The sequence below is a fragment of the Pseudomonas sp. MYb185 genome (genome assembly GCF_002979975.1).
In the GTDB taxonomy this organism is placed as follows: domain Bacteria; phylum Pseudomonadota; class Gammaproteobacteria; order Pseudomonadales; family Pseudomonadaceae; genus Halopseudomonas.
Map to the genome: position 1 here is coordinate 116,812 of NZ_PCQD01000005.1, position 20,847 is coordinate 137,658.

Below are 20,847 nucleotides of genomic sequence, written 5' to 3' on the forward strand. Positions count from 1 at the left end.
CGTTTAGCGGGGCGTTAGCTACCAAGGACTCTTATATGTTGAAAATATTTTGGGGGATGCGCCAGGCATCAAGAGGAAAGAAATTTGGAAATGAAATAGCTGACTCAATGGCAATAAGCCGTCGCCTGTTCCACTCGGCCATAGAGGAAGGCGGGATGGGAATGCATTTAATTCTTCTAGCATCCATGAAAGATCAAGGGAAGAGCGTCATTGAGGCACGCGAAGCTATGCTTCCTTTCTTGGAAAATGGGCTTCTAGCTTTAGAGCAAAGGTTTGGCCCGCAAGCAGCGATTAACGAAGCTAAGCTTGCAGTTTTCGATTTAAATAACGCAAGTGATGAAGTTGGCATGTTATCTATAAATTCCATGCAGCAGACCAAGTATTATCATAAGCTGCGAGACGAGAAGGCGAAAAATTCATCTGTGCCAACTAGCAATGCTGCGGTATCTATCATGCTGTTTCTACTGCGCACAGCTCGAACTCTCGGTAATAAAGTATGGGTTGACTTGGATCTGGTTACGGAGCAGGCGGGTGTTTCTTTTGGTCAGATTAATATTGAGTGCATGAGCTTGGAAGAGAGCGGGCTCGTTGAATTTGATGTTATGGAAGGGGTTAGAGTTACTGATGAGGGCTTGTATATTGCCCGGAAGCTAAAGGACTGGCTGGAGTGGAGTGAAAAGGATAATCATGAAACTGCCTCTCATGGGAAAGGGCGGGACGATGAAAACAAAACACTCCAAAAGCCAATGTTTAGTTTATGGAATGTTGTGCTGTATCTATTTATGGCATCTGCGATTCTGAAGATGGTAGCTCATTTTGTTCGAGGGTGAAATTGCAGGGTGAGCTTCTAACAAGGCATTGCAGCGGACGAGCCGCTGAATGCGGCGTTAGGCTGCACCCAAATAATAACGACGATTCGCCCAAGAGAAGCAGTGATATGATCCTTGAGTTTAGATGGCACCGATTAGAGTCTTTCTCCGCATTGGAGTTACACAACATTATCAAGGCTCGCGAATCGGTTTTTGTTGTAGAGCAAAATTGTCCCTACCAAGAAACTGACGATATGGACCTTCATGCTTGGCACTTATCTGTCTTCTTGAACGATGAGCTTGCGGCTTATGCAAGGGTTGTTGATCCTGGAGTCAAATACAGCCAGCCTTCTATCGGTCGCGTTATGACCCTTAAGAACTTCCGCGAGCTGAGAATCGGCCGCCAACTAATGAAAGAAACTATAAGATTCACCGAGCTAAAATTTCCTGGCTGCGGGATAAAAATTGGGGCGCAACTTTATTTGCAGAAATTTTACGAATCACTGGGTTTTCAGTCTGTCGGAGAACCATACGATGAGGATGGCATACCTCATGTTGATATGGTTAAAGAGCCCGTCAGTGCAGCCTAGCAATTCACTCAAGCCGACGCCGCTTCGCGGCTTGGCTGCGCCTCAACTCCTCAGGAACCTTGCTCACGGCTCTTGATCAGGTTGTGAATCAGATCTATCGGCAACGGGAAAATGATCGTGGAAGCGTTTTCGGTACTCATATCCGCCAGTGTCTGCAAATAGCGCAGTTGCATCGCTCCAGGCTCACTGGACATGACCCGCGCCGCTTCGACCAGCTTCTCCGAGGCCTGCAACTCACCTTCGGCATGAATCACCTTGGCGCGGCGCTCTCGCTCGGCTTCGGCCTGACGGGCAATGGCGCGCACCATCGATTCGTTAAGATCCACGTGCTTGATCTCAACGTTCGCCACCTTGATGCCCCACTCGTCAGTCTGGGCATCAAGAATCCCCTGAATATCCGAGTTGAGCTTGTCCCGTTCGGAGAGCATTTCGTCCAGGTCGTGCTTGCCGAGCACCGAGCGCAGCGTGGTTTGCGCCAACTGGCTGGTCGCCTCGGCGAAATTCTCGACTCGGATGATTGCCCGCTCCGGGTCAACCACTCGATAGTAGAGAACCGCGTTGACCCGCACGGTCACGTTGTCCTTGGATATGACGTCCTGAGGAGGAATATCCAGCGCAACCACCCGCAGATCTACCCGTACCATCTGCTGGATGCCGGGAAGAATGAGGATCAGGCCGGGGCCCTTGACGCCCTGAAAACGACCGAGAAAGAACACGACCCCGCGCTGGTACTCAGGGAGGATCCGGATGGCTGATGCCAGAATGGCAAGCAGTACAAATAGTGGAGCCAGATAGGGGACAAACTCGAACATGATGGATTCTCCCGACACTATGGGTCGCGTTGGTCATGGGTGGGTTTGAGATGCAACAACAGACCTTCCACTGTCTCGATAAGAACCGCTTGCCCAGCCTGGACAGGCTGATCAGACACGGCGTTCCAGCGTTCACCGCTGACTTGCACGTGGCCGCGGTAGCGCCTTTGCTGCGCGCCTGCCCAGGGTTGAAAGTCGTCGGCAGCGATACCGACGCGGCCTATCATATTGTCGACCCCACTGGCTGCCGGCAGGCGCCGCAGCCGGACAAGTCTGGTCAGGATCCACAGCATGAAGCCAGCAGCGACGGCAGCGACTCCCCCAATCATCGGTAATGACACCTGCTGATGCGCACCGTCCATCAGAATCACTGAGCCGAAAATGAAGGCAACGATCCCGCCAACACCGAGAGTACCGAAGCTGGGCGCGAAGGCCTCAGCCACAATCAATGCCAACCCCAGTATGATCAGTGCCAGCCCGGCGTAGTTGACCGACAGAATCTGGAACGCGAACAGTGCCAGAATAAGACATACGGCGCCGAGAATGCCGGGGAACAATTGTCCGGGGTTCGATAGCTCGAAAATGATCCCGTAAAAACCGATGATCATCAGAAAGAAAGCGATGTTGGGATTGGTGATGACTGACAGCAACCGGGTCCGCCAGTTCGGATCCACCTGCTTGATCGCCAGATTGGCGGTTTCGAGGATCTGATTACCCGACGCCATCACCACGCTACGGCCATCGATCTGTTGCAGCAGATCGGCGACATCAGTAGCGACTACATCCACGACGTTACGCTCCAGCGCTTGCTGCGCGTTCAGGTTGACCGCTTCGCGCACTGCTTCTTCCGCCCAGTCGGCGTTGCGGTCATGGCGTTCAGCCAGGTTGCGGATGTAGGCAACCGAATCCTCCAGTACCTTGCGTTCCATTGCAGTGCTACCTCGCCGGGATTCGCCTTCAGTCTCCTTGGCATCTGAGTCAGGTGCTGGCTCAGGCTTGTCGGTACCCGGCATCGGGCTCATCTGCACGGGAGTAGCCGATCCCAGATGCGTAGCTGGCGCCATTGCAGCAATGTGGCTGCCATACAGGATGTAGGTGCCGGCACTGGCCGCACGAGCACCGGCGGGTGTCACGTAGGTGGCCACTGGTACTGGCGAGGCCAGGATGTCGCGGATGATCATGCGCATGGATTCCATGAGGCCTCCCGGAGTATCCATCCGGATGACCACCACCCCTGCCTGTTCTTCTTCCGCCTGCTCGATACCCCGGGCTACATAGTCCATCGTCGCCGGGCCTATAGGTCCTTCCACGGTAAGCACGATGGCACTGCGTTGGTTCTGCTGGGCCTGCGTGCCGGTAGTCAGACTGGCCAGCAAGAGGAGTACGCTCACGCCGATAAGACTGGCGGCGAAGGCAAGCATGGTGCGGCTGCTAGGGAGGTAAGTAAACACTGGCAGTAGCTCCCCGCTGAGCATTGGCAGGTATTCATTTCAGCCTAGCAGATCATCCGGAATACGCTCGAGAACGACGGGACGCGTATGTGAAATCGTCCTCTGAACATGTGCTTGTTCGCTTCGCTTACTGGATTCGCCAAGGCTATGCTTCTGGTCTGCCTGTTAACTTGATCGTCAGGCTTAGCATATCCGCGCGAAAAGATGCACACGTGCGCCGGCGACGAACTAGCTGCCGCGCGGCGGCGACTGCCGATGAAGCGGATAGAGAAAATATTTTCTCGTTCCTGTCGAAATCGCGACTTCCTGTTCGACTACCAGAAGACCGCGCATTGCTGTCGCTATTTCAGCAACCTGGAGGAAGTGAACAATGTCCCGAATGATTTTCGTGAACCTGCCCGTAATTGACCTCGACGCATCGATGGCGTTCTACAAGTCCATCGGTTTTGAGAATAACCCGCATTTCACTGACGATACGGCTGCTTGCATGGTATGGAGCGAGACGATCAATGTCATGCTGCTCACGCATGCCAAGTGGCGCACTTTTACCAATCGTCCAATTCCACCCACGACATCTAGCGAAGTGATGCTGGCCCTGTCGTGCGACAGTCGCGAGGCCGTCGACGCCATGAACGAGGCGGCTGCCGCAAATGGCGGAACCGCAGATATCAATCCCGTTCAGGATCTTGGTTTTATGTATAACCGTAACCTTGCTGATCCCGACAGCCACGTCTGGGAGGCAATGTGGATGGACCCGGCGGCGATGCCTCCGAAAGACCCAGCAAGCTGAAGTGAACGCGCATAACATCGCGCTCCGGCCGACCGCTTTACGTTACATCAGAGGAGGGTGCTGCATGAATCTCCGGGCCTCCCGTCCGGCTACAAATCAAGGGTAATTGACGGGTTTCCCAGCGTTAGCACGGCAAGCAGCTTTCCTGCCACCTCGCAGCCCAAGCTGGCCCAGGAGGCGGGCGGTTAGGTACAACTGAGTCGTCGCCAGATGGTACCATCACGCCCCAACACGGCACCTTCGCCTCCTCCATTGCCTCAAGCTACAACCCCGGTACCCCGCCCATGGAAATCAAAGTCAATTTTCTCGACAATCTCAGACTTGAAGCCAAGTTTGACGATTTCACCGTTATCAGCGATCAGCCGATCCGTTACAAGGGCGAGGGCTCGGCGCCTGGGCCGTTTGATTACTTCCTGGCGTCGTCGGCGATGTGCGCGGCGTATTTCGTGAAGGTGTACTGCAACGCGCGCAATATTCCCACCGAGAACATCCGGCTGTCGCAGAACAACATCGTTGATCCGGAGGATCGCTACAAGCAGATCTTCAAGATCCAGGTCGAGCTGCCGGAGGATATCTCCGACAAGGATCGCCAGGGCATTCTGCGCTCGATTGATCGCTGCACGGTGAAGAAGGTGGTGCAGACCGGGCCGGAGTTCCAGATCGAGACGGTGGGCAATATCGATGAGGATGCCCAGGCGCTGCTGATGGTGGGGGCTGCGGGGGAGGGCAGCACCTGGGTGGAGGGCAAGGACCTGCCATTGGAGCAGACCATCGCCAATCTGACCGGCGCGCTGGCGAATCTGGGCATGAAGATCGAGATCGCGTCCTGGCGCAATATCGTGCCGCATGTGTGGTCTCTGCACATTCGCGATGCCGCCTCCAACATGTGCTTCACCAATGGCAAGGGCGCTACCAAGGAGAGCGCGCTGTGCTCGGCGCTGGGCGAGTTTATCGAGCGGCTGAGCTGCAACTTCTTCTATAACGACCAGTTCTTCGGCGAGGAGATCGCCGGTAGTGCCTTCGTTCACTACCCCAACGAGAAGTGGTTCCAGCCGGGCCCGGATGACGAGCTGCCGTCGGATATCCTCGATGACCATTGTCGGGAGATCTACGATCCGGAAGGTGAGCTGCGCGGTTCGCACCTGATCGATACCAACTCGGGCAATGTGGCGCGGGGTATTGTTTCCCTGCCTTTCGTGCGGCAATCGGACGGTGAGGTGGTGTATTTCCCTTCGAACCTGATCGAGAACCTCTACCTCAGCAATGGTATGAGCGCCGGTAATACCTTGTTCGAGGCCCAGGTGCAGTGCTTGTCGGAGATCTTCGAGCGGGCGGTGAAGAAGCAGATCATCGAGGAAGAAATCGCGCTACCGGATGTGCCGATGGCGGTGCTGGAGAAGTACCCGGATATCCTCGAGGGTATCCAGGCGCTGGAGGCCCAGGGCTTTCCGGTGCTGGTCAAGGATGCCTCGCTGGGCGGGCAGTTCCCGGTCATGTGCGTCACCCTGATGAACCCGAGAACGGGCGGCGTCTTCGCCTCCTTCGGCGCGCACCCGAGTTTCGAGGTGGCACTGGAGCGCAGCCTCACCGAGCTGTTGCAGGGGCGCAGCTTCGAGGGCCTGAACGACTTCCAGCCACCGACCTTCAACTCCCAGGCCATCACCGAGCCGAACAACTTCGTCGAACACTTCATCGATTCCTCGGGGTTGGTTTCCTGGCGATTCTTCAGTGCCAGGGCGGACGTCGAGTTCGTCGAGTGGGATTTCTCCGGGACCAACGAGGAGGAGGCGGCGACCCTGTTCGGCATTCTGGAGGAGTTGGGGCTGGAGGCATACATGGCCGTGCATGAGGACTTGGGCGCGCCGGTGTGCCGTATCCTGGTGCCGGGCTACTCCGAGGTGTATCCGGTGGAGGACCTGATCTGGGACAACACCAACAAGGCCCTGGATTACCGGGAAGATATCCTCAACCTGCATGTCTTGAGTGACGATCAACTGGCCGCTTTGCTGGACCGTCTGGACGAGAGCCAGCTTGACGAGCATATGGATATCAGCACCCTGATCGGTATCGAGTTCGACGAGAACACCGTCTGGGGGCAGCTCACCATCCTCGAGCTGAAGCTGTTGATCAACCTGGCGTTGCGGCAGCATGAAGAAGCGCTAGAGCGGGTCGAGATGTTCCAGCAGTACAACGACAATACTGTCGAGCGTGGGCTTTTCTATCAGGCCATGCAGGCGGTGCTGGAAGTGGTGCTCGATGACGAACTGGAGCTGGAGGACTATCTGCATAACTTCGGGCGCATGTTCGGCGCGGTGACCCTGGAGGCGGTGGTGGGCTCGGTGACGGGGGCGGTGCGCTTCTATGGCCTGACGCCGACCAATATGCAGCTCGAGGGTCTGGACAAGCATCTGCGCCTGATCGAGAGTTACAGGAAGCTGCATGCGCACCGTGCGGCTGGGGCAGCCCGGAGTTAACCGGAATGATGGATCCTCGGCCTTCGCCGAGGATGACGTGCAGTGGGGCCGAGGATGACATGTACGAAAACAAGAATGAGCCTTTGATTGCCCGGCGGGACTTCAGTAGACGCATGTTCTTGCATGTGCTCGCGGCACTGGTGCTGGTGCTTGCGACATTGGTGGCCGGCATTGCGGGGCATATGTACTTCGACAATATGGAGCCGGGCAGGGCGCTCATCGCCTCGGTTACGCTGAGCAGTGGGCTGGGACTATCCATTTTTCCCGAAAGCACCTCGGGGCAGGTGTTTGCCAGTCTCTATGGGTTCTTCTCCAGCTATGTGTTCATTGCCACCAGCACGATAGTCATTGCGCCGGTCCTGCACCGGATTCTGCACAAATTTCATCTGGATGAAGAGTGATCTACCGCCTGAGCGTCGCTGCGGTTGAGTCGCGGGCGGGCTGATACGGTATACTCCGCGCAGCCATTCACTACCGGGGCATTTCCATGTATTCCACCTTGCGTTCCCTGATGTTTCGCCTGCCGGCGGAGACCTCCCATGATCTGGCGCTGGACCTGATCGGCGCTGCCGGCCGCCTGGGCCTGGCGTCTCGCCTGGCGCGTCCGGTGCAGTCTCAGCCGGTGCGTTTGCTGGGGATGACATTCGATAACCCGGTAGGTCTGGCAGCAGGTCTGGACAAGAATGCGGTGGCGGTGGATGGCTTCGCTGCCCTGGGCTTCGGTTTTCTGGAGGTGGGCACGGTCACGCCGAGGCCGCAGCCGGGCAACCCCAAGCCGCGCCTGTTCCGCCTGCCGGAGGCCGACGCCATCATCAACCGCATGGGTTTCAACAACCTGGGCGTGGATGCCATGGTGGAGCGCATTGCCCGGGTGCGGTACAAGGGCGTGCTGGGCATCAACATCGGCAAGAATGCGGTAACGCCGGTCGAAAACGCGGTGGACGATTATCTCTACTGTCTGCGCAAGGTCTATCCCCACGCCGGCTATGTGACGGTCAACCTGTCGTCACCGAATACCCCCGGTCTGCGCACGCTGCAGTACGGTGACACGCTCAAGGTGCTGCTCGGGCAGATCAAGAGCTGCCAGCAGGAGCTGGCCAGCCAGCATGGCCGCTATGTGCCGATTGCCATCAAGATCGCACCGGACATGACGCCGGAGGAGTTGGTACTGGTGGCGCGTACGCTGCGCGAGCAGGGTATGGATGCGGTGATCGCCACCAATACCACGCTGGATCGCCAGCGGGTCGAGGGGCTGGAGCATGCGGATGAGGCGGGCGGTCTGTCCGGAGGCCCCCTGACCGAAGTATCCACCGAGGTGATTCGGGTGCTCGCCGGGGAGCTGAATGGCCAGATGCCGATCATTGGTGTTGGCGGTATTCTCACTGGTGCCGATGCGGCAGCCAAGATTGCCGCCGGGGCCAGCCTGGTGCAGTTGTACAGCGGCTTCATCTATCGTGGGCCGGAGCTGATCCGTGAGTGCGTGGATGCGATTGCGGCGATGAGGCAGGAGCAGGCTGAATAAAATGGCCCCCGGTGTACGGGGGCCTTGGGCCTCGCAGGCCCGACGCTTGGAGTAAGCGCCCTGGGAGAAAAGAGGTAGCGAGGGGATTACCCTACAGCACGCATCTCGTTAAGGCGATGCACGCCAGAAATTCCGGTATAACCTGCCCAGTGATCGGCTCTGCCTTCACGCCAGCCATTGATCCAGTTCTGTCTGGTGGCGCTACTGTTAAAGGGACAGGAGTCTTGAGACTTGCCTTGAACGCCGTTCTGATATCCGCGCAAAAATGCTCGTTCCATCGGATCACGCTTTAGTCTTCTCATAAAGTACAGCCCTCGTGTGGTATGACAACCCGTTCCATCCGGAACGGGGTTTGGTGCCGGGATTGCCCTCAGCACCCCGGAGTCCGCGCGGATCGCGGGCTCCTTATTCGGTTTACCAACGCAAAGTCTTGGGTCTGTTGTACCCTATTGCGTGTGGATGAGAAAGATCAAATCGGCATACCAGGCTCGATGCTTAGAAGCCTGGATGTAACATGAATGCAATACACCTGTGGAAATCAATGAGATGCGCCAGACCCTTGAATTTTTTATTACCTGTCCGAAGGGCATCGAGGGCTTGCTGCTCGACGAGTTGCGTGAACTGGGCGCTGAGTCGGCGAAGGAAACCGTAGCCGGTGTCCATGTGCAGGGGGATCTGGAGCTGGGTTACCGCATCTGCCTGTGGTCACGCCTGGCCAATCGGGTGTTACTGATCCTGCAGCGCTTTGCCGCCAGTGATGCCCAGAGCCTGTATGACGGCGTGGCGCAGGTCGACTGGGCTGAGCAGATGGCGGCGGATGGCAGCCTGGCGGTGGATTTCAGTGGTCAATTGCCGGGTGTCGACAATACCCATTTCGGTGCGCTCAGGGTCAAGGACGCGATCGTCGATCGGCTGCGCACTCCCGAAGGCACGCGTCCTTCGGTGGACAAGGTCAATCCGCACCTGCGCATCAATGTGCATTGCCGTAACGGCGAGGTGCAGCTGGCGCTGGACCTGTCCGGCAACAGTCTGCATCAGCGTGGCTATCGCCTGCAGCAGGGCGCGGCACCGCTCAAGGAAAACCTGGCTGCGGCGGTGCTCATTCGTGCCAACTGGCCAGCGCTGGCGGCCCAAGGTGGCGCGCTGGCCGACCCCATGTGCGGCTCCGGTACCTTCCTGGTCGAAGCGGGCCTGATGGCGGCCGATATCGCGCCGAACCTGCACCGCCAGCAATGGGGGTTCAGCCGCTGGTTGCAGCATGTGCCGGCGCTGTGGCAACGCCTGCATGACGAAGCCACCCAGCGTGCCGAGGCCGGATTGGCCCGCCCGCCGCTGTGGATTCGTGGCTATGAAGCCGACCCGCGGTTGTTGCAGCCGCTGCGCAACAATATCCAGCGCGCCGGGCTGAGTGAATGGATCAAGGTCTACCAGGGTGAGCTGGCGACCTTTGCGCCCAGTCCTGATCGCGGTCAGCACGGCCTGATCGTATGCAACCCGCCCTATGGCGAACGCCTGGGGGATACCGCGAGCCTGGTCTATCTGTACCAGAAACTCGGGGAAGTGCTGCGCCGCGAATGTACCGGCTGGCAGGCGGCGGTGTTTACCGGTAATCCGGAGCTGGGGCGGCGTATGGGCATTCGCAGTCACAAGCAGTACGCGCTGTTCAATGGTGCGTTGCCGTGCAAGCTGCTGATGATGGATCTGCAACCGGAGCGCTACATTACCGGCAGCAGCCCGACCCCTGCCGAGCGGAGCGGGGAGGCCGATGTCGACAAGGCAGCTCAGCCGGTGGAGGCCACTGCGCGCCTGAGCGAGTCGGCACAGATGTTCGCCAACCGTCTGAAGAAGAATCTCAAGACCCTGGGCAAGTGGGCCCGCCAGCAGAATATCAGTTGCTACCGGCTGTACGATGCGGACATGCCGGAGTTCGCCGTGGCGATCGATCTGTACGATGGGTGGGCGCATGTGCAGGAATATGCGGCGCCAGCCAGTATCAGCGAGGAGAAGGCCCAGGCGCGCCTGCAGGATGTACTGGTGGCGCTGCCGCAGGTGCTGGGAATACCAGCCAGCCGGGTGGTGCTCAAGCAGCGCCAGCGCCAGGCCGGCAAGCAGCAATACCAGCGCATGGACCGTCGTGGTGAGTTCCTGACCGTGCAGGAAGGACAGGTGAAGCTGCTGGTCAACCTGACCGACTACCTGGACACCGGGCTGTTTCTCGATCATCGCCCGATCCGCCTGCGCATCGCCGAGGAGGCGCGCGGCAAGCGCTTTCTCAACCTGTTCTGCTATACCGCCAGCGCCACCGTGCATGCGGCGGTGGGTGGGGCGCGCAAGACCACCAGTGTCGATCTGTCGAAGACCTATCTGGACTGGGCGCGACGCAATCTGTCGTTGAATGGGTTGTCCGACTTGCATCAGCTGGTGCAGGACGATGTGATGAAGTGGCTGGAGCAGGACCGGGGCGAGTACGAGCTGATCTTCATCGATCCGCCGACCTTCTCCAACTCCAAGCGCATGGACGATGTGTTCGATGTGCAGCGCGATCACGTGCAACTGCTGCAGATGGCCATGGCGCGCCTGGCGCCGGGCGGGGTGCTGTACTTCTCCAACAACTTCCGCCGTTTCCGGCTGGACCCGGTGCTGGAAGAGACGTACCAGGTGGAGGATATCTCGCCGCAGACGCTGGACCGGGACTTCCAGCGCAATGCGCGGATTCATCGTACCTGGCGCTTGACGCGCTGACCTGAGGGCTGGCCCGGGTTGTCGAGCGCCGCTCGACGACGGAGCCCCAGCGTGCTGCGGGTCTGCCGGCGTAGCGCAGGCGCGCTACACCCCGTTGAACTCTGCATCGACTGTCAGACTCGAGGGGTGTCTTGGGTTGTCGAGCGCCTCGGGCCGCGATCGGACTCGACGACGGGCTTCCAGCGGGCTGCGGGTCTGCCGGCGTAGCGCAGGCGCGCTACACCCCGTTGAATTCTGCATCGACTGTCAGGCTCGGGGGGGCTTGGGTGTCGAGCGCCTCGGGCCGCGATCGGACCGGGGCGCGATCGACTCGACGACGGGCTTCCGGTGGGCTGCGGGTCTGCCGGCGTACGCAGGCGCGCTACACTCCGTTGAACTCTGCATCGACTGTCAGACTCGGGGGGGCTTGGGTTGTCGAGCGCCTGCTCGACGACGGGGCCCCAGCGTGCTGCGGGTCTGCCGGTGTAGCGCAGGTGCGCTACACCGGCAAGTATCAGCGGCGGTCAGCCACATCCGTCGGGCCGCGGCGGTAGACGTCGCCGAGCAACTGGTCCAGTGCCTCGCGGCTGGCACCGGCGGAGGGGTGGTTGACGATGGCGGTTACCGCCCAGCTCTGGCCATTGTTGTCCCGGGTAATGCCGGCAATTGCCCGGACATTGCGCAAGGAGCCGGTCTTGATATGCGCCTGCCCGGCCACCGGGGTGTTGCGCAGGCGTCGACGCATGGTCCCATCCATTGCCGCCAGCGGCATGGAGGCGATGAATTCCGCAGAGTAGGGGCTGTGCCAGGCATGGCTCAACAGTTGCGCCATGTCGCGTGCGGTCATGCGTTCCAGGCGCGACAGCCCCGAACCGTTATCCAGTACCAGCCCGTTGGGCTGAATGTCCTTGTCCGCCAGCCACTGGTTGATGATGCGGGTGGCCGCCTTGTGGTCGTCGGTGTCCGCCGCGCTGCGCTGCTCGCGGCCAATGGTCAGGAACAACTGCCGGGCCATGGTGTTGTTGCTGTACTTGTTGATATCGCGCACTACCTCGACCAGATCCGGCGAGGTGCTACGCGCCAGCAGCCGGGCTTCGGCCGGGGAGGGCCCGATACGGTTGCCGCCATGGATGCGCCCGCCCATTTCGTGCCACAGGGTACGGATCAGGCTGGCGGTGTATACCGGGGCGTCGAGTAGCGACAGATAGCGTTCGGCGTTACAGCCCTGGTGCAGCGAGCCTGTCAGGGTGATGGTGGCGCGCTTGCCATCATCCTTGATGGCATAGGCCACGTTTGGCCATGGGCAGCTCTTGGCTGCTGGCAGCAGGGTCAGCTGGTTATCGATACTGACTTCAGGCAGGGCTGGTTCCAGATGGATGCGCACGCCGCCGGCTTCGGCATAGCTTTTCAGCGACAGCAGCTTGAGGTTGGTCAGCAGCGGATCGGGCTCGACCAGAAAGGGTTTGCTCGGATCGTTGCCATCATCCTGAAAGGGTGCCAGGTCCTTGGGCAGGCGAATGTCCGCTGGTTGCAGCACCAGGTCGCCACGCACTTCGCGCACGCCGGCGGCGCGCAGGTCGCGCAGCAGCAGCCATACGCGCTCCATGGTCAGCTTGGGATCGCCGCTGCTGCGAAACACCAGGTCTCCCTGCAGTTCGCCGCCGCTGATCGGTCCGGTGCCATACAGGTCGGTATTCCATTGGTAGTTCGGGCCAAGCAGCTCCAGGGCGGCGTAGGTGGTCACCAGTTTCATGGTCGAGGCCGGGTTGACCGGTTGATCGGCATTCACATACTGCGCCAGCCCCTGGCCTTCCAGCGGAATCACCGCCAGGGACATGGCATTGGCCGGTATCTTGGCCGCCGTCAGTGCCGAGCTGACCTTGGCGGGCAGGGTACCGCGATCGGTTTCAGCGAAAGTGGCGCCACTGGCAAGCAGACCGGCAAGGGAAAGGAAGCAGCACAGGGATAGTTTTTTTAGACGCAGCATCGAGCGCGACTCCCAGGGAAAGGCGGGTGGGGCTGCGCGGAGTGTCCCTTCCCATGCTGACAGCCAGTTGCCTGACAGGATAGCGCAAGCACGGGCTGGAAAACTACCGGTGGGCGGCGGTTGGGTTGTTTTGGGACGAGGGGGGGGCTTTGCTGAGACCTGATTTATTCCCCTGGGGCAGGGACGTGTCTTGGAGGTACCTACGGCAGCCGAAAGAACTCCCGCGCCGTGGCCGTGGTATGTGCCGCCAACTGTTCCAGGCTTTCCCCGCGACATTGAGCAACCATGCTCGCCACTTCCGGCAGCCAGACCGGTTCGTTGCGGCGGTTCTTCGGCTTCGGTGACAGGGTGCGCGGCAGCAGCCAGGGGGCGTCGGTTTCCAGCATCAGGCGACCGGTGGGAATATCCCTGACCAGCGACTGCAGGTGGGTACCACGACGTTCGTCGCAGATCCAGCCGGTAATGCCGATGTGCAGATCCAGATCGAGGTAGCCGTACAGGGCCTGCTGGTCGGCGGTAAAGCAATGCACCACCGCGGCCTGCAGCCGGTCGCGGAAGTCGCGCAGGATACCCACCAGGGTGTCGCTGGCTTCGCGTTCATGCAGGAATACCGGCAAGCCCAGCTCCACAGCCAGCTCCAGTTGCTCTTCGAGCGCCTTGATCTGTTGTGGGCGGGGAGAGAAATCCCGGTTGTAGTCCAGCCCGCATTCACCGATGGCCCGCACAGAATCCGCACCGGCCAGCAGGCGCAGGTCGGCCGCCTGGGCATGGTTCCAGTGGCGTGCTTCGTGGGGGTGGACACCGGCGGTACAGAAAAGGCGGAGCGGGTTTTCAGCGCACTGGGCCTGGATGGCGGTGCAGCTGTCAACCGAGGTGGCGGTCAGTATCATCTGACTGATACCGGCCGCCCAGGCTCGTTCGAGAACGGCTTCACGGTCCTTGTCAAAGGCGGCGTCAAGCAGGTTGACGCCGATATCGACCCATTCCATGAGGAGCCCCTCGCTCAGCTGCGCCGTGGCGGCTTGGCTGAGCGGGGTTTGCCGGCAAAGTCCTTGCGCGGCGGACGGGGACTGCGGGGACGCTCGGTTTCACCGGGCGGCAGCGGCCAGGCACGGATCTGCAGGGCCACGCCGTTGATCTCGATGCCGGCCAGCTTGGCCAGCGTCGCTTCGTCCAGCGGCGGCAGATAGACACCGGTATGCTCGGTGAACATCTTGATGTGCCCGATCTGCTGACGCTGTACGCGACCATGCTTGACCAGCGCATCGACCAGCGGCTTGGGCATCAGGCCATTGGACCGACCACCTTGCACCTTGTAGCGCACCAGCCCACTGTCGCGGTCATCGCTGACTTCGCGGCGCGGTGGGGCGACGGGCAGGTCGACTACCGGCTCGACCAGGGTCTTGGCGCTGGGCAGGATGGCCAGCAGGCTGGCAGCCAGTTCCAGTGGGTCCATGTTGGTCAGTTGCAGCAGGTCGTCGACCAGTTGCTGATGCAGCGAGCCGGTGGATTCAGCAGCTTTCTGCAGGCGCGTACCCAGTTTGCTCAGGCGACCGTTGCGTACCGCGTCGGCGCTGGGCAGGGCTTGCTGTTCGATCTTCTGGCCGGTGGCCTTTTCCAGCACGTGCAGCATGCGCCGCTCGCGTGGAGTGACGAACAGGATCGCGGTGCCCGAGCGACCGGCACGACCGGTACGGCCGATGCGGTGCACATAGGACTCGCTGTCATGCGGCAGGTCGTAGTTGAGGACGTGGGAAATACGCTCGACATCCAGACCACGGGCGGCCACGTCGGTGGCGACGACGATATCCAGCAGGCCGCGCTTGAGGCGGTCGACCACCTGCTCACGCAGTTGCTGGCTGAGGTCGCCGTTCAGCGCCGCAGCGGCGAAGCCACGGGCTTCCAGGCGCTCGGACAGCTCCAGGCTGGCGGTCTTGGTGCGCACGAACACGATCATCGCTTCCACCGGCTCGACTTCGAGCAGGCGGGTCATGGCATCCAGCTTGTGGTGGTTGGCCACTTCCCAGACTTTCTGGGTAATGGTATCCAGGCTGCTACTCTTGCCACTGTGCAGGCGGATTTCCTTCGGCTCGCGCATGTGCTTGCGGGCCACGGTACGTACACCGGCAGGCATGGTGGCGGAGAACAGCGCCTTCTGGGTTTGCTCCGGGACCTTTTCGAATACGGCGTCGAGGTCGTCGGCAAAGCCCATCTTGAGCATCTCATCGGCTTCGTCGAGCACCAGGAAACGCATGTTGTCGAACTTGATGCTGCCCCGACGCATATGGTCGGTCAGTCGTCCGGGGGTGGCCACGACGACATGTGCGCCGCGCTCCAGCGCCTTGAACTGAGGAGCGAAAGGGGAGCCGCCGTACAGCGCCAGCACGGAAAAGCCGGGCAGGAACTGGGCATAACGCTGCAGCGCTTCGGCGACCTGCAGGGCCAGCTCACGGGTGGGGGTCAGGATCAGCGCCTGGGTGGCGCGCATGCTCACGTCGATGCTTGCCAGCAGCGGCAGCGCGAAAGCGGCGGTCTTGCCGGTGCCAGTCTGGGCCAACCCCAGCAGATCATCACCGGCCAACAGAGTCGGAATAGCCTCGGCCTGGATAGGAGAGGGTGTTTCATAGCCGAGGCTGTTCAGAGCCTCAAGGAGCGGTGCAGGCAAGCCGAGATCGGCAAACTGCGGTGCCGCCGGAGCGGTATCGGACATACGGGAAGTAAACCTTGGGGGATTGAAGATCGCGTAGTATACGCTCATTCAGCGCAAATTGCCGCAAGGATTTTCATATCGTGCCGCAGTGGTTGCCGCACTCCAGATCAACGATGCAAGGAGAACGGATATGGGACGCCTGGTAAAGGGTACTTGGCATGACGAGTGGTATGACACCCGCTCCACCGGCGGTGCCTTCGTACGCGAAGACACCGGTTATCGCAACCGGATCGAGGAGGGTGGTCGCTTCACGCCGGACAGTGGCCGTTACCATCTGTACGTATCGCTGGCCTGCCCCTGGGCCCACCGTACGCTGGTGCTGCGCAAGCTCAAGGGCCTGGAACCGCACATCGATGTGACCGTGGTGCATCCGCACATGCTCGACAAGGGCTGGACCTATGACCCGGTCGAGCCGCTGTATGGCTTCGAGTTCCACTATCAGCTGTATACCCTGGCCAAGCCGGACTACAGCGGTCGGGTGACGGTGCCGGTGCTCTGGGACAAGCAGGAGAAGACCATCGTCAATAACGAGTCGGCGGAGATCGTGCGTATCTTCAACAGTGCCTTCAACGGCCTGACCGGTAATACCGATGACTATTATCCCGAGGCGTTGCGCGGGGAAATCGATCGGCTGAACAAGCGTATCTACGACGAGGTGAACAACGGCGTGTACAAGGCCGGTTTCGCCACTGCCCAGGACGTCTATGAACAGGAATGTGCGACGTTGTTCGCTGCGCTGGATTGGCTGGATGAGCTACTCGGTGAGCGTCGCTATCTGGCTGGCGAGCGCATCACCGAGGCGGACTGGCGGCTGTTTACCACGTTGGTGCGTTTTGATCCGGTCTACCACGGCCATTTCAAATGCAATATCCGGCGCATCCAGGATTATCCGCACCTGTCCGGCTATCTGCGCGAGCTGTATCAGTGGCCCGGTGTGGCGGAGACGGTCGACTTTCACCACATCAAGCAGCATTACTACTACAGTCACGAGACCATCAACCCGACGCGGGTCGTGCCCCTGGGCGAGGGGCAGGATCTGACGTTGCCACATGGGCGTGGGGTGCGGCCAGCGGAGTGGCTTGGGTTGTAGGTTCTGGTTTCTGGCCGGATCTGTTGGTGTTCTGTGCATGGCCTGGGGTAAGGGACAGGTCATGCCGACACGCTGCAAGTACATCCCTGTAAGCTCGTTGATGACATCCCTGTCATCAAACGGTCGGCCTGACCTGTCCCTTACCCCAGGCCGGAGACAATGGTGCTGCTGATGAACAAGCCTTACTGTTCCAGGGGAGTGCGTCAGTACTGGATATCGACTACCCAATACAGCCGCTCACCCGCCGGCGCCTGCACCAGCACCTCGTCATCCACCCGCTTGCCCAGCAGTGCGCGGGCCAGGGGGCTGTCGATGCTGATGTGCTGTTGCTTGGGGTCGATCTCGTCGGGGCCGACGATGCGGACCTTCAGTGGTTGGCCGTCTTCGTCCTCCAGTACGACCCGGGCGCTGAAGAAGATCTTTTCGGGGTCGCTGGGCGGCTGGTCGATGACTTTGAGGTTTTCCAGCCGCTTGCGTAGAAAGCGCACGCGGCTGTCGATCTGGCGCAGCATCTTCTTGCCATAGGTGTACTCGGCATTCTCCGAGCGGTCGCCCTGGGCGGCAGCTTCGCTGACCGCGCGGGTGACTTCCGGGCGTTGCACATTCCATAGCTGGTGCAGTTCATCGCGCAGGCGTTGTGCGCCCTCGGCGGTGATCAGTGGCGTGCCGGCAGTACGGGGCGGGCGATAGCGGCTCATGTTCAGGCTCCCCGGTTGATCAGTTTCATCGGGCTCTGGTTGACCACGGCACGAGTGCCCAGGGCACCGGCGAAGCCGATCAGCAGGGCACCGGCCAGTGGCACCAGCAGCCACAGCAGGAAGTGGGGTTGCCAGGGCAGATCCAGGGCAAAACGATACAGCAGCCAGGTAACCAGTTCGGCGGCGACGATTGCCAGCAGGCCGGCGAGGGCGCCCAGCAGACTGAACTCCAGCCGGTTGGCCTGGCGCAGCAGCTGGCGTCGGGCGCCCAGGGTGCGTAGCAGTGCGCCTTCGTACAGGCGGGTATCCAGGGTCGATTGCAATGAGGCGAACAGCACGGTGAAGCCGGCCAGCAGTACGAATATCAGCACGTACTCCACGGCCAGGGTGACCTGGTCGAGGATGTCGCGCAGTTGCTGCAATATGGCTTCGACCTCGAGCAGCGTCATCGCCGGGAAGGTCCGGGTCAGTTCGCGCAGGCCGTCGCGCTGGTCGGCGGGCAGGTGGAAGCTGGTCAGCAGGGTGCTGGGCTGGCCTGCCAGTGCGCCGGGGGAGAACACCATATAGAAGTTGGGGGTGAAGTTATCCCAGTTGACTTCGCGGATGCTGCTGACCTCGGCCTCCACTGTGGCACCGCCGATGACGAAGCTGAGCTGGTCGCCGAGCGCCACGCCGAGGCTGTCGGCCAGTTCCGCCTCGACCGATACGTGATGGCCATCGCCGGGTGGCAACTGGTCCCACCACTGGCCTTCCCGCAGCAGGTTGTCGGGCGCCAGTTCGGCGGCCCAGGTCAGGCTGAGATCACGGTTGATGGCGCGTTCGCCGGGGCTGTCCTTGGTGACCTGCTCGCGTACCGGCTCACCGTTGATCGCCGTCAGCCGGCCTGGGGTGACCGGATACAGTGGTGCACTGCGGGCACCGATATCATCCAGGGCCTGGCGGAATGCCGGTTCCTCGTCGGGCAGAATATTCAGCGCGAAGTGGTTGGGTGCATCGTCCGGCAGCTGTGTCTGCCAGGTCTCCAGCAGTTCGGTACGCAGGATGAAGATCACCACCATCGACATCAGGATCAGGCCGAAGGCCAGGATCTGGCCAGCGGCTGCGGCGGGTTGCTTGAGCAACTGGCCACTGCCCAGGCGCCAGGCCAGTCCGGCATTGCGCAGGCGTTTGCTGCTGGCGCGCAGCAGCAGCCAGGCCAGGGAGCCGAGCAGCAGTGCGGCAATGGCGCCGCCGAAGATCACCGCCAGGGTCATCGGCAGGTTGCCGGTGAATTGCCACATCAGCAGGCTCAGGCCGGACAGCGCCAGACCGTAGATCAGCCAGGCGCTGCCGGGTAGCGGAGTCAGCTCGCGGCGCAGTACCCGCAATGGCGAGACCCGGCCCAGGCGCAGCAGGGGCGGCAGGGCGAAGCCCAGCAGGCCAACCATGCCGGTGGCGGAGCCGACCAACAGCGGCTTGAGCCCGGCATTGGGCAGGTCCGGTGGCAGCAGTTCGCGCAGCAGATGAATCAGACCCCATTGCATCAACCAGCCGGCGAACAGGCCGAGCAGGGTGGCGATGATGCCCAGCCCCAGCAACTGGATGAGGAACAGGCGTAGGGTGCGTCGGCGGCTGGCGCCGAGACAGCGCAGGAGGGCGCTGGTGTCGTAGTGGCGGCTGGCAAAACGGCTGGCCGACAGCGCCACTGCCACGCCGGCCAGCACCACCGCGGCGATGCTGGCCAGACCGAGGAACTGGTTGGCGCGCTGCAGGGCGCTGCCAATCTGGCGGTTGTCATCGGCTACCGAGGTTAGGCGCTGATGGCTTTCCAGGCGTGGCTCCAGCCATTGACGATAGCGTTGCAGGTCCGCTTCGCTGCCGCTGAGCAGCAGTCGATAGCGTACCCGGCTACCGGGCTGCACGACACGGGTGGCGGGCAGGTCGTCCAGGTTCATCAGCACCCGGGGAGTGAGACTGTAGAAGTCCCCGGCGCGATCCGGCTCATGGGTCAGCAGTGCGGCGATCCGAAGCTGTGCATAGCCGATCTCCAGGGCATCGCCGACCTGCAGTTCCAGCACATTGAGCAGGCGCGGCTCGATCCAGACGCTGCCGGCATCGGGAATGCCGGTGGCGACCTGCTCGGTGCCGAACGGCTGCTGGCTGGTGCGTACTTCACCGCGCAGCGGATAGCCGGGGCCGACGGCCTTGATGCTGGATAACTGCATCTCGGCTTCACTTGAAGTGACGCTGGAAAAATCAACCAGATCAGTATGTTGCAGGTTGTTGTTGAGAGCTTCCTGAAGAAATTCCTGCGGTAGCGGCTCGCGTGATGAGATGCGCATGTCGGCCCCGAGGAACTCGGCGGCGCGGGTCGCCATGCCTCGTTGCAGGCGATCGGTGAAGAAGCTGATGGCGGTACTGACCAAGACGGCGATCAGCAGCGCCAGCAGCATCACCCGCAATTCGCCGGCACGCCATTCGCGCAGCAGCAGGCGCGAGGCCAGGGGCAGGTCGCGTCCGATCATGGCTGGTCTTCCTTGAGGCGGCCGGCTTCCAGATGCAGGGCCGCGGCACAGCGCGCGGCCAGGCGTTCGTCATGGGTGACCATGATCAGGGTGGTGCCCTGTTCGCGGTTGAGCTCGAACAGCAGGTCGGTGATATGCGCCCCGGTTACCGCGTCCAGGTTGCCGGTGGGCTCGTCGGCGAACAGGATGGCCGGTTCGCTGGCGAAGGCGCGGGCAATCGCCACGCGTTGCTGTTCGCCGCCGGACAGTTGCCGTGGGTAGTGGCTGAGACGGTGGCCCAGGCCGACACGTTCAAGCAATTGCCGTGCACGTGCCGAGGCATCCCGGCGACCTTCCAGTTCCAGCGGCAGCATGACGTTTTCCAGGGCGTTGAGGCTGTCCAGCAACTGGAAGGACTGGAATACGAAACCCACCTGTTCGGCGCGCAGGGCGGCGCGCTGGTCCTCATCGAGGCTGGCGAGCGACTGCCCGGCCAGAATGACCTCGCCACTGCTCGGCAGATCGAGCCCGGCGAGCAGGCTGAGCAGGGTGGACTTGCCCGAGCCGGAAGCGCCGACGATGGCCACGCTGCCGCCAGCGGCGATGCGCAGGCTGACATCATCGAGGATGGTCAGCTTCGCTTCCGGGGCATCGACGACTTTGCTAAGGTGGCGGGCAATGATAACGCTGTCTGACATGGGTATCGGCCT

General features: G+C 61.1%; 17 protein-coding genes. 8 read left to right on the plus strand and 9 right to left on the minus strand.

The genetic code is table 11. The features are described 5' to 3' along the window. The first annotated feature begins 35 nt into the window (after nucleotides 1–35). Entirely contained in the window at nucleotides 36–830 is a 795-nt protein-coding gene (locus CQ007_RS09385; protein ID WP_146114562.1) for a hypothetical protein, read from the plus strand. A gap of 107 nt (nucleotides 831–937) precedes the next feature. Further along, entirely contained in the window at nucleotides 938–1,399 is a 462-nt protein-coding gene (locus tag CQ007_RS09390; RefSeq protein ID WP_105645482.1) for a GNAT family N-acetyltransferase, read from the plus strand. Between the two features lie 50 nt (nucleotides 1,400–1,449). Here CQ007_RS09390 and CQ007_RS09395 read toward each other — a convergent pair whose 3' ends face one another. Then, on the minus strand, nucleotides 1,450–2,211 hold the full coding sequence (locus CQ007_RS09395; protein WP_105645484.1) for a slipin family protein: 762 nt from the start codon (nucleotides 2,209–2,211) through the stop codon (nucleotides 1,450–1,452). 17 nt (nucleotides 2,212–2,228) lie between these two features. Beyond that, nucleotides 2,229–3,632 (minus strand): nodulation protein NfeD, encoded by a 1,404-nt coding sequence (locus tag CQ007_RS09400; RefSeq protein WP_105645486.1) that lies wholly within the window; start codon nucleotides 3,630–3,632, stop codon nucleotides 2,229–2,231. 400 nt (nucleotides 3,633–4,032) lie between these two features. Here CQ007_RS09400 and CQ007_RS09405 point away from each other — a divergent pair, with 400 nt between their 5' ends. From CQ007_RS09405 to CQ007_RS09420, 4 genes are all read left to right on the plus strand, one after another. After that, nucleotides 4,033–4,452 carry a VOC family protein gene (locus CQ007_RS09405; RefSeq protein WP_105645488.1) on the plus strand — a complete coding sequence of 140 codons (420 nt, stop codon included), beginning with the start codon at nucleotides 4,033–4,035 and terminating at the stop codon, nucleotides 4,450–4,452. A 284-nt stretch (nucleotides 4,453–4,736) separates the two neighbouring features. Continuing rightward, on the plus strand, nucleotides 4,737–6,926 hold the full coding sequence (locus CQ007_RS09410; protein WP_105645490.1) for an OsmC domain/YcaO domain-containing protein: 2,190 nt from the start codon (nucleotides 4,737–4,739) through the stop codon (nucleotides 6,924–6,926). A gap of 59 nt (nucleotides 6,927–6,985) precedes the next feature. Beyond that, nucleotides 6,986–7,327: a hypothetical protein gene (locus tag CQ007_RS09415; protein WP_105645492.1), complete on the plus strand. Its 342-nt coding sequence runs from the start codon at nucleotides 6,986–6,988 to the stop codon at nucleotides 7,325–7,327. An 86-nt stretch (nucleotides 7,328–7,413) separates the two neighbouring features. After that, nucleotides 7,414–8,448, plus strand: coding sequence for a quinone-dependent dihydroorotate dehydrogenase (locus CQ007_RS09420; RefSeq protein WP_105645494.1), 1,035 nt, complete (start codon nucleotides 7,414–7,416; stop codon nucleotides 8,446–8,448). Nucleotides 8,449–8,534: 86 nt separating this feature from the next. Here the strand turns inward: CQ007_RS09420 and rmf are convergent, their stop codons facing one another. Continuing rightward, nucleotides 8,535–8,750, minus strand: a complete 216-nt coding sequence (gene rmf / locus CQ007_RS09425) for a ribosome modulation factor (RefSeq protein ID WP_105645496.1) — start codon at nucleotides 8,748–8,750, stop codon at nucleotides 8,535–8,537. A gap of 244 nt (nucleotides 8,751–8,994) precedes the next feature. On the opposite strand from rmf, the gene rlmKL reads away from it, so the two are divergent. Further along, complete coding sequence (gene rlmKL / locus CQ007_RS09430; protein ID WP_105645818.1) at nucleotides 8,995–11,190, plus strand: bifunctional 23S rRNA (guanine(2069)-N(7))-methyltransferase RlmK/23S rRNA (guanine(2445)-N(2))-methyltransferase RlmL; 2,196 nt, start codon at nucleotides 8,995–8,997, stop codon at nucleotides 11,188–11,190. A gap of 493 nt (nucleotides 11,191–11,683) precedes the next feature. Here the strand turns inward: rlmKL and dacB are convergent, their stop codons facing one another. From dacB to CQ007_RS09445, 3 genes are all read right to left on the minus strand, one after another. Then, nucleotides 11,684–13,156: a D-alanyl-D-alanine carboxypeptidase/D-alanyl-D-alanine-endopeptidase gene (gene dacB / locus CQ007_RS09435; protein WP_105645498.1), complete on the minus strand. Its 1,473-nt coding sequence runs from the start codon at nucleotides 13,154–13,156 to the stop codon at nucleotides 11,684–11,686. A gap of 200 nt (nucleotides 13,157–13,356) precedes the next feature. Beyond that, nucleotides 13,357–14,145, minus strand: a complete 789-nt coding sequence (locus CQ007_RS09440; RefSeq protein WP_105645500.1) for a TatD family hydrolase — start codon at nucleotides 14,143–14,145, stop codon at nucleotides 13,357–13,359. Nucleotides 14,146–14,159: 14 nt separating this feature from the next. Next, complete coding sequence (locus CQ007_RS09445; protein ID WP_105645502.1) at nucleotides 14,160–15,866, minus strand: DEAD/DEAH box helicase; 1,707 nt, start codon at nucleotides 15,864–15,866, stop codon at nucleotides 14,160–14,162. A gap of 130 nt (nucleotides 15,867–15,996) precedes the next feature. On the opposite strand from CQ007_RS09445, the gene CQ007_RS09450 reads away from it, so the two are divergent. Further along, nucleotides 15,997–16,956 carry a glutathione S-transferase family protein gene (locus CQ007_RS09450; protein ID WP_105645504.1) on the plus strand — a complete coding sequence of 320 codons (960 nt, stop codon included), beginning with the start codon at nucleotides 15,997–15,999 and terminating at the stop codon, nucleotides 16,954–16,956. A gap of 203 nt (nucleotides 16,957–17,159) precedes the next feature. Here CQ007_RS09450 and greB read toward each other — a convergent pair whose 3' ends face one another. Genes greB through CQ007_RS09465 form a run of 3 tightly spaced genes read right to left on the minus strand, consistent with a single transcriptional unit; the run spans nucleotide 17,160 to nucleotide 20,835 of the window. Continuing rightward, on the minus strand, nucleotides 17,160–17,654 hold the full coding sequence (gene greB, locus CQ007_RS09455) for a transcription elongation factor GreB (protein WP_105645506.1): 495 nt from the start codon (nucleotides 17,652–17,654) through the stop codon (nucleotides 17,160–17,162). Between the two features lie 2 nt (nucleotides 17,655–17,656). Continuing rightward, on the minus strand, nucleotides 17,657–20,158 hold the full coding sequence (locus tag CQ007_RS09460; protein WP_105645508.1) for an ABC transporter permease: 2,502 nt from the start codon (nucleotides 20,156–20,158) through the stop codon (nucleotides 17,657–17,659). Beyond that, entirely contained in the window at nucleotides 20,155–20,835 is a 681-nt protein-coding gene (locus tag CQ007_RS09465; protein ID WP_105645510.1) for an ABC transporter ATP-binding protein, read from the minus strand. Before CQ007_RS09465 ends, CQ007_RS09460 begins: the two co-directional genes overlap by 4 nt. Nucleotides 20,836–20,847 lie beyond the last annotated feature (12 nt).

Bases quoted from the DNA above. Each gene is read 5' to 3' on its own strand.
- CQ007_RS09385 (WP_146114562.1), top strand. From the start codon at position 36: ATGTTGAAAATATTTTGGGGGATGCGCCAGGCATCAAGAGGAAAGAAA.
- CQ007_RS09390 (WP_105645482.1), top strand. From the start codon at position 938: ATGATCCTTGAGTTTAGATGGCACCGATTAGAGTCTTTCTCCGCATTG.
- CQ007_RS09395 (WP_105645484.1), bottom strand. From the start codon at position 2,211: ATGTTCGAGTTTGTCCCCTATCTGGCTCCACTATTTGTACTGCTTGCC.
- CQ007_RS09400 (WP_105645486.1), bottom strand. From the start codon at position 3,632: ATGCTTGCCTTCGCCGCCAGTCTTATCGGCGTGAGCGTACTCCTCTTG.
- CQ007_RS09405 (WP_105645488.1), top strand. From the start codon at position 4,033: ATGTCCCGAATGATTTTCGTGAACCTGCCCGTAATTGACCTCGACGCA.
- CQ007_RS09410 (WP_105645490.1), top strand. From the start codon at position 4,737: ATGGAAATCAAAGTCAATTTTCTCGACAATCTCAGACTTGAAGCCAAG.
- CQ007_RS09415 (WP_105645492.1), top strand. From the start codon at position 6,986: ATGTACGAAAACAAGAATGAGCCTTTGATTGCCCGGCGGGACTTCAGT.
- CQ007_RS09420 (WP_105645494.1), top strand. From the start codon at position 7,414: ATGTATTCCACCTTGCGTTCCCTGATGTTTCGCCTGCCGGCGGAGACC.
- rmf (WP_105645496.1), bottom strand. From the start codon at position 8,750: ATGAGAAGACTAAAGCGTGATCCGATGGAACGAGCATTTTTGCGCGGA.
- rlmKL (WP_105645818.1), top strand. From the start codon at position 8,995: ATGCGCCAGACCCTTGAATTTTTTATTACCTGTCCGAAGGGCATCGAG.
- dacB (WP_105645498.1), bottom strand. From the start codon at position 13,156: ATGCTGCGTCTAAAAAAACTATCCCTGTGCTGCTTCCTTTCCCTTGCC.
- CQ007_RS09440 (WP_105645500.1), bottom strand. From the start codon at position 14,145: ATGGAATGGGTCGATATCGGCGTCAACCTGCTTGACGCCGCCTTTGAC.
- CQ007_RS09445 (WP_105645502.1), bottom strand. From the start codon at position 15,866: ATGTCCGATACCGCTCCGGCGGCACCGCAGTTTGCCGATCTCGGCTTG.
- CQ007_RS09450 (WP_105645504.1), top strand. From the start codon at position 15,997: ATGGGACGCCTGGTAAAGGGTACTTGGCATGACGAGTGGTATGACACC.
- greB (WP_105645506.1), bottom strand. From the start codon at position 17,654: ATGAGCCGCTATCGCCCGCCCCGTACTGCCGGCACGCCACTGATCACC.
- CQ007_RS09460 (WP_105645508.1), bottom strand. From the start codon at position 20,158: ATGATCGGACGCGACCTGCCCCTGGCCTCGCGCCTGCTGCTGCGCGAA.
- CQ007_RS09465 (WP_105645510.1), bottom strand. From the start codon at position 20,835: ATGTCAGACAGCGTTATCATTGCCCGCCACCTTAGCAAAGTCGTCGAT.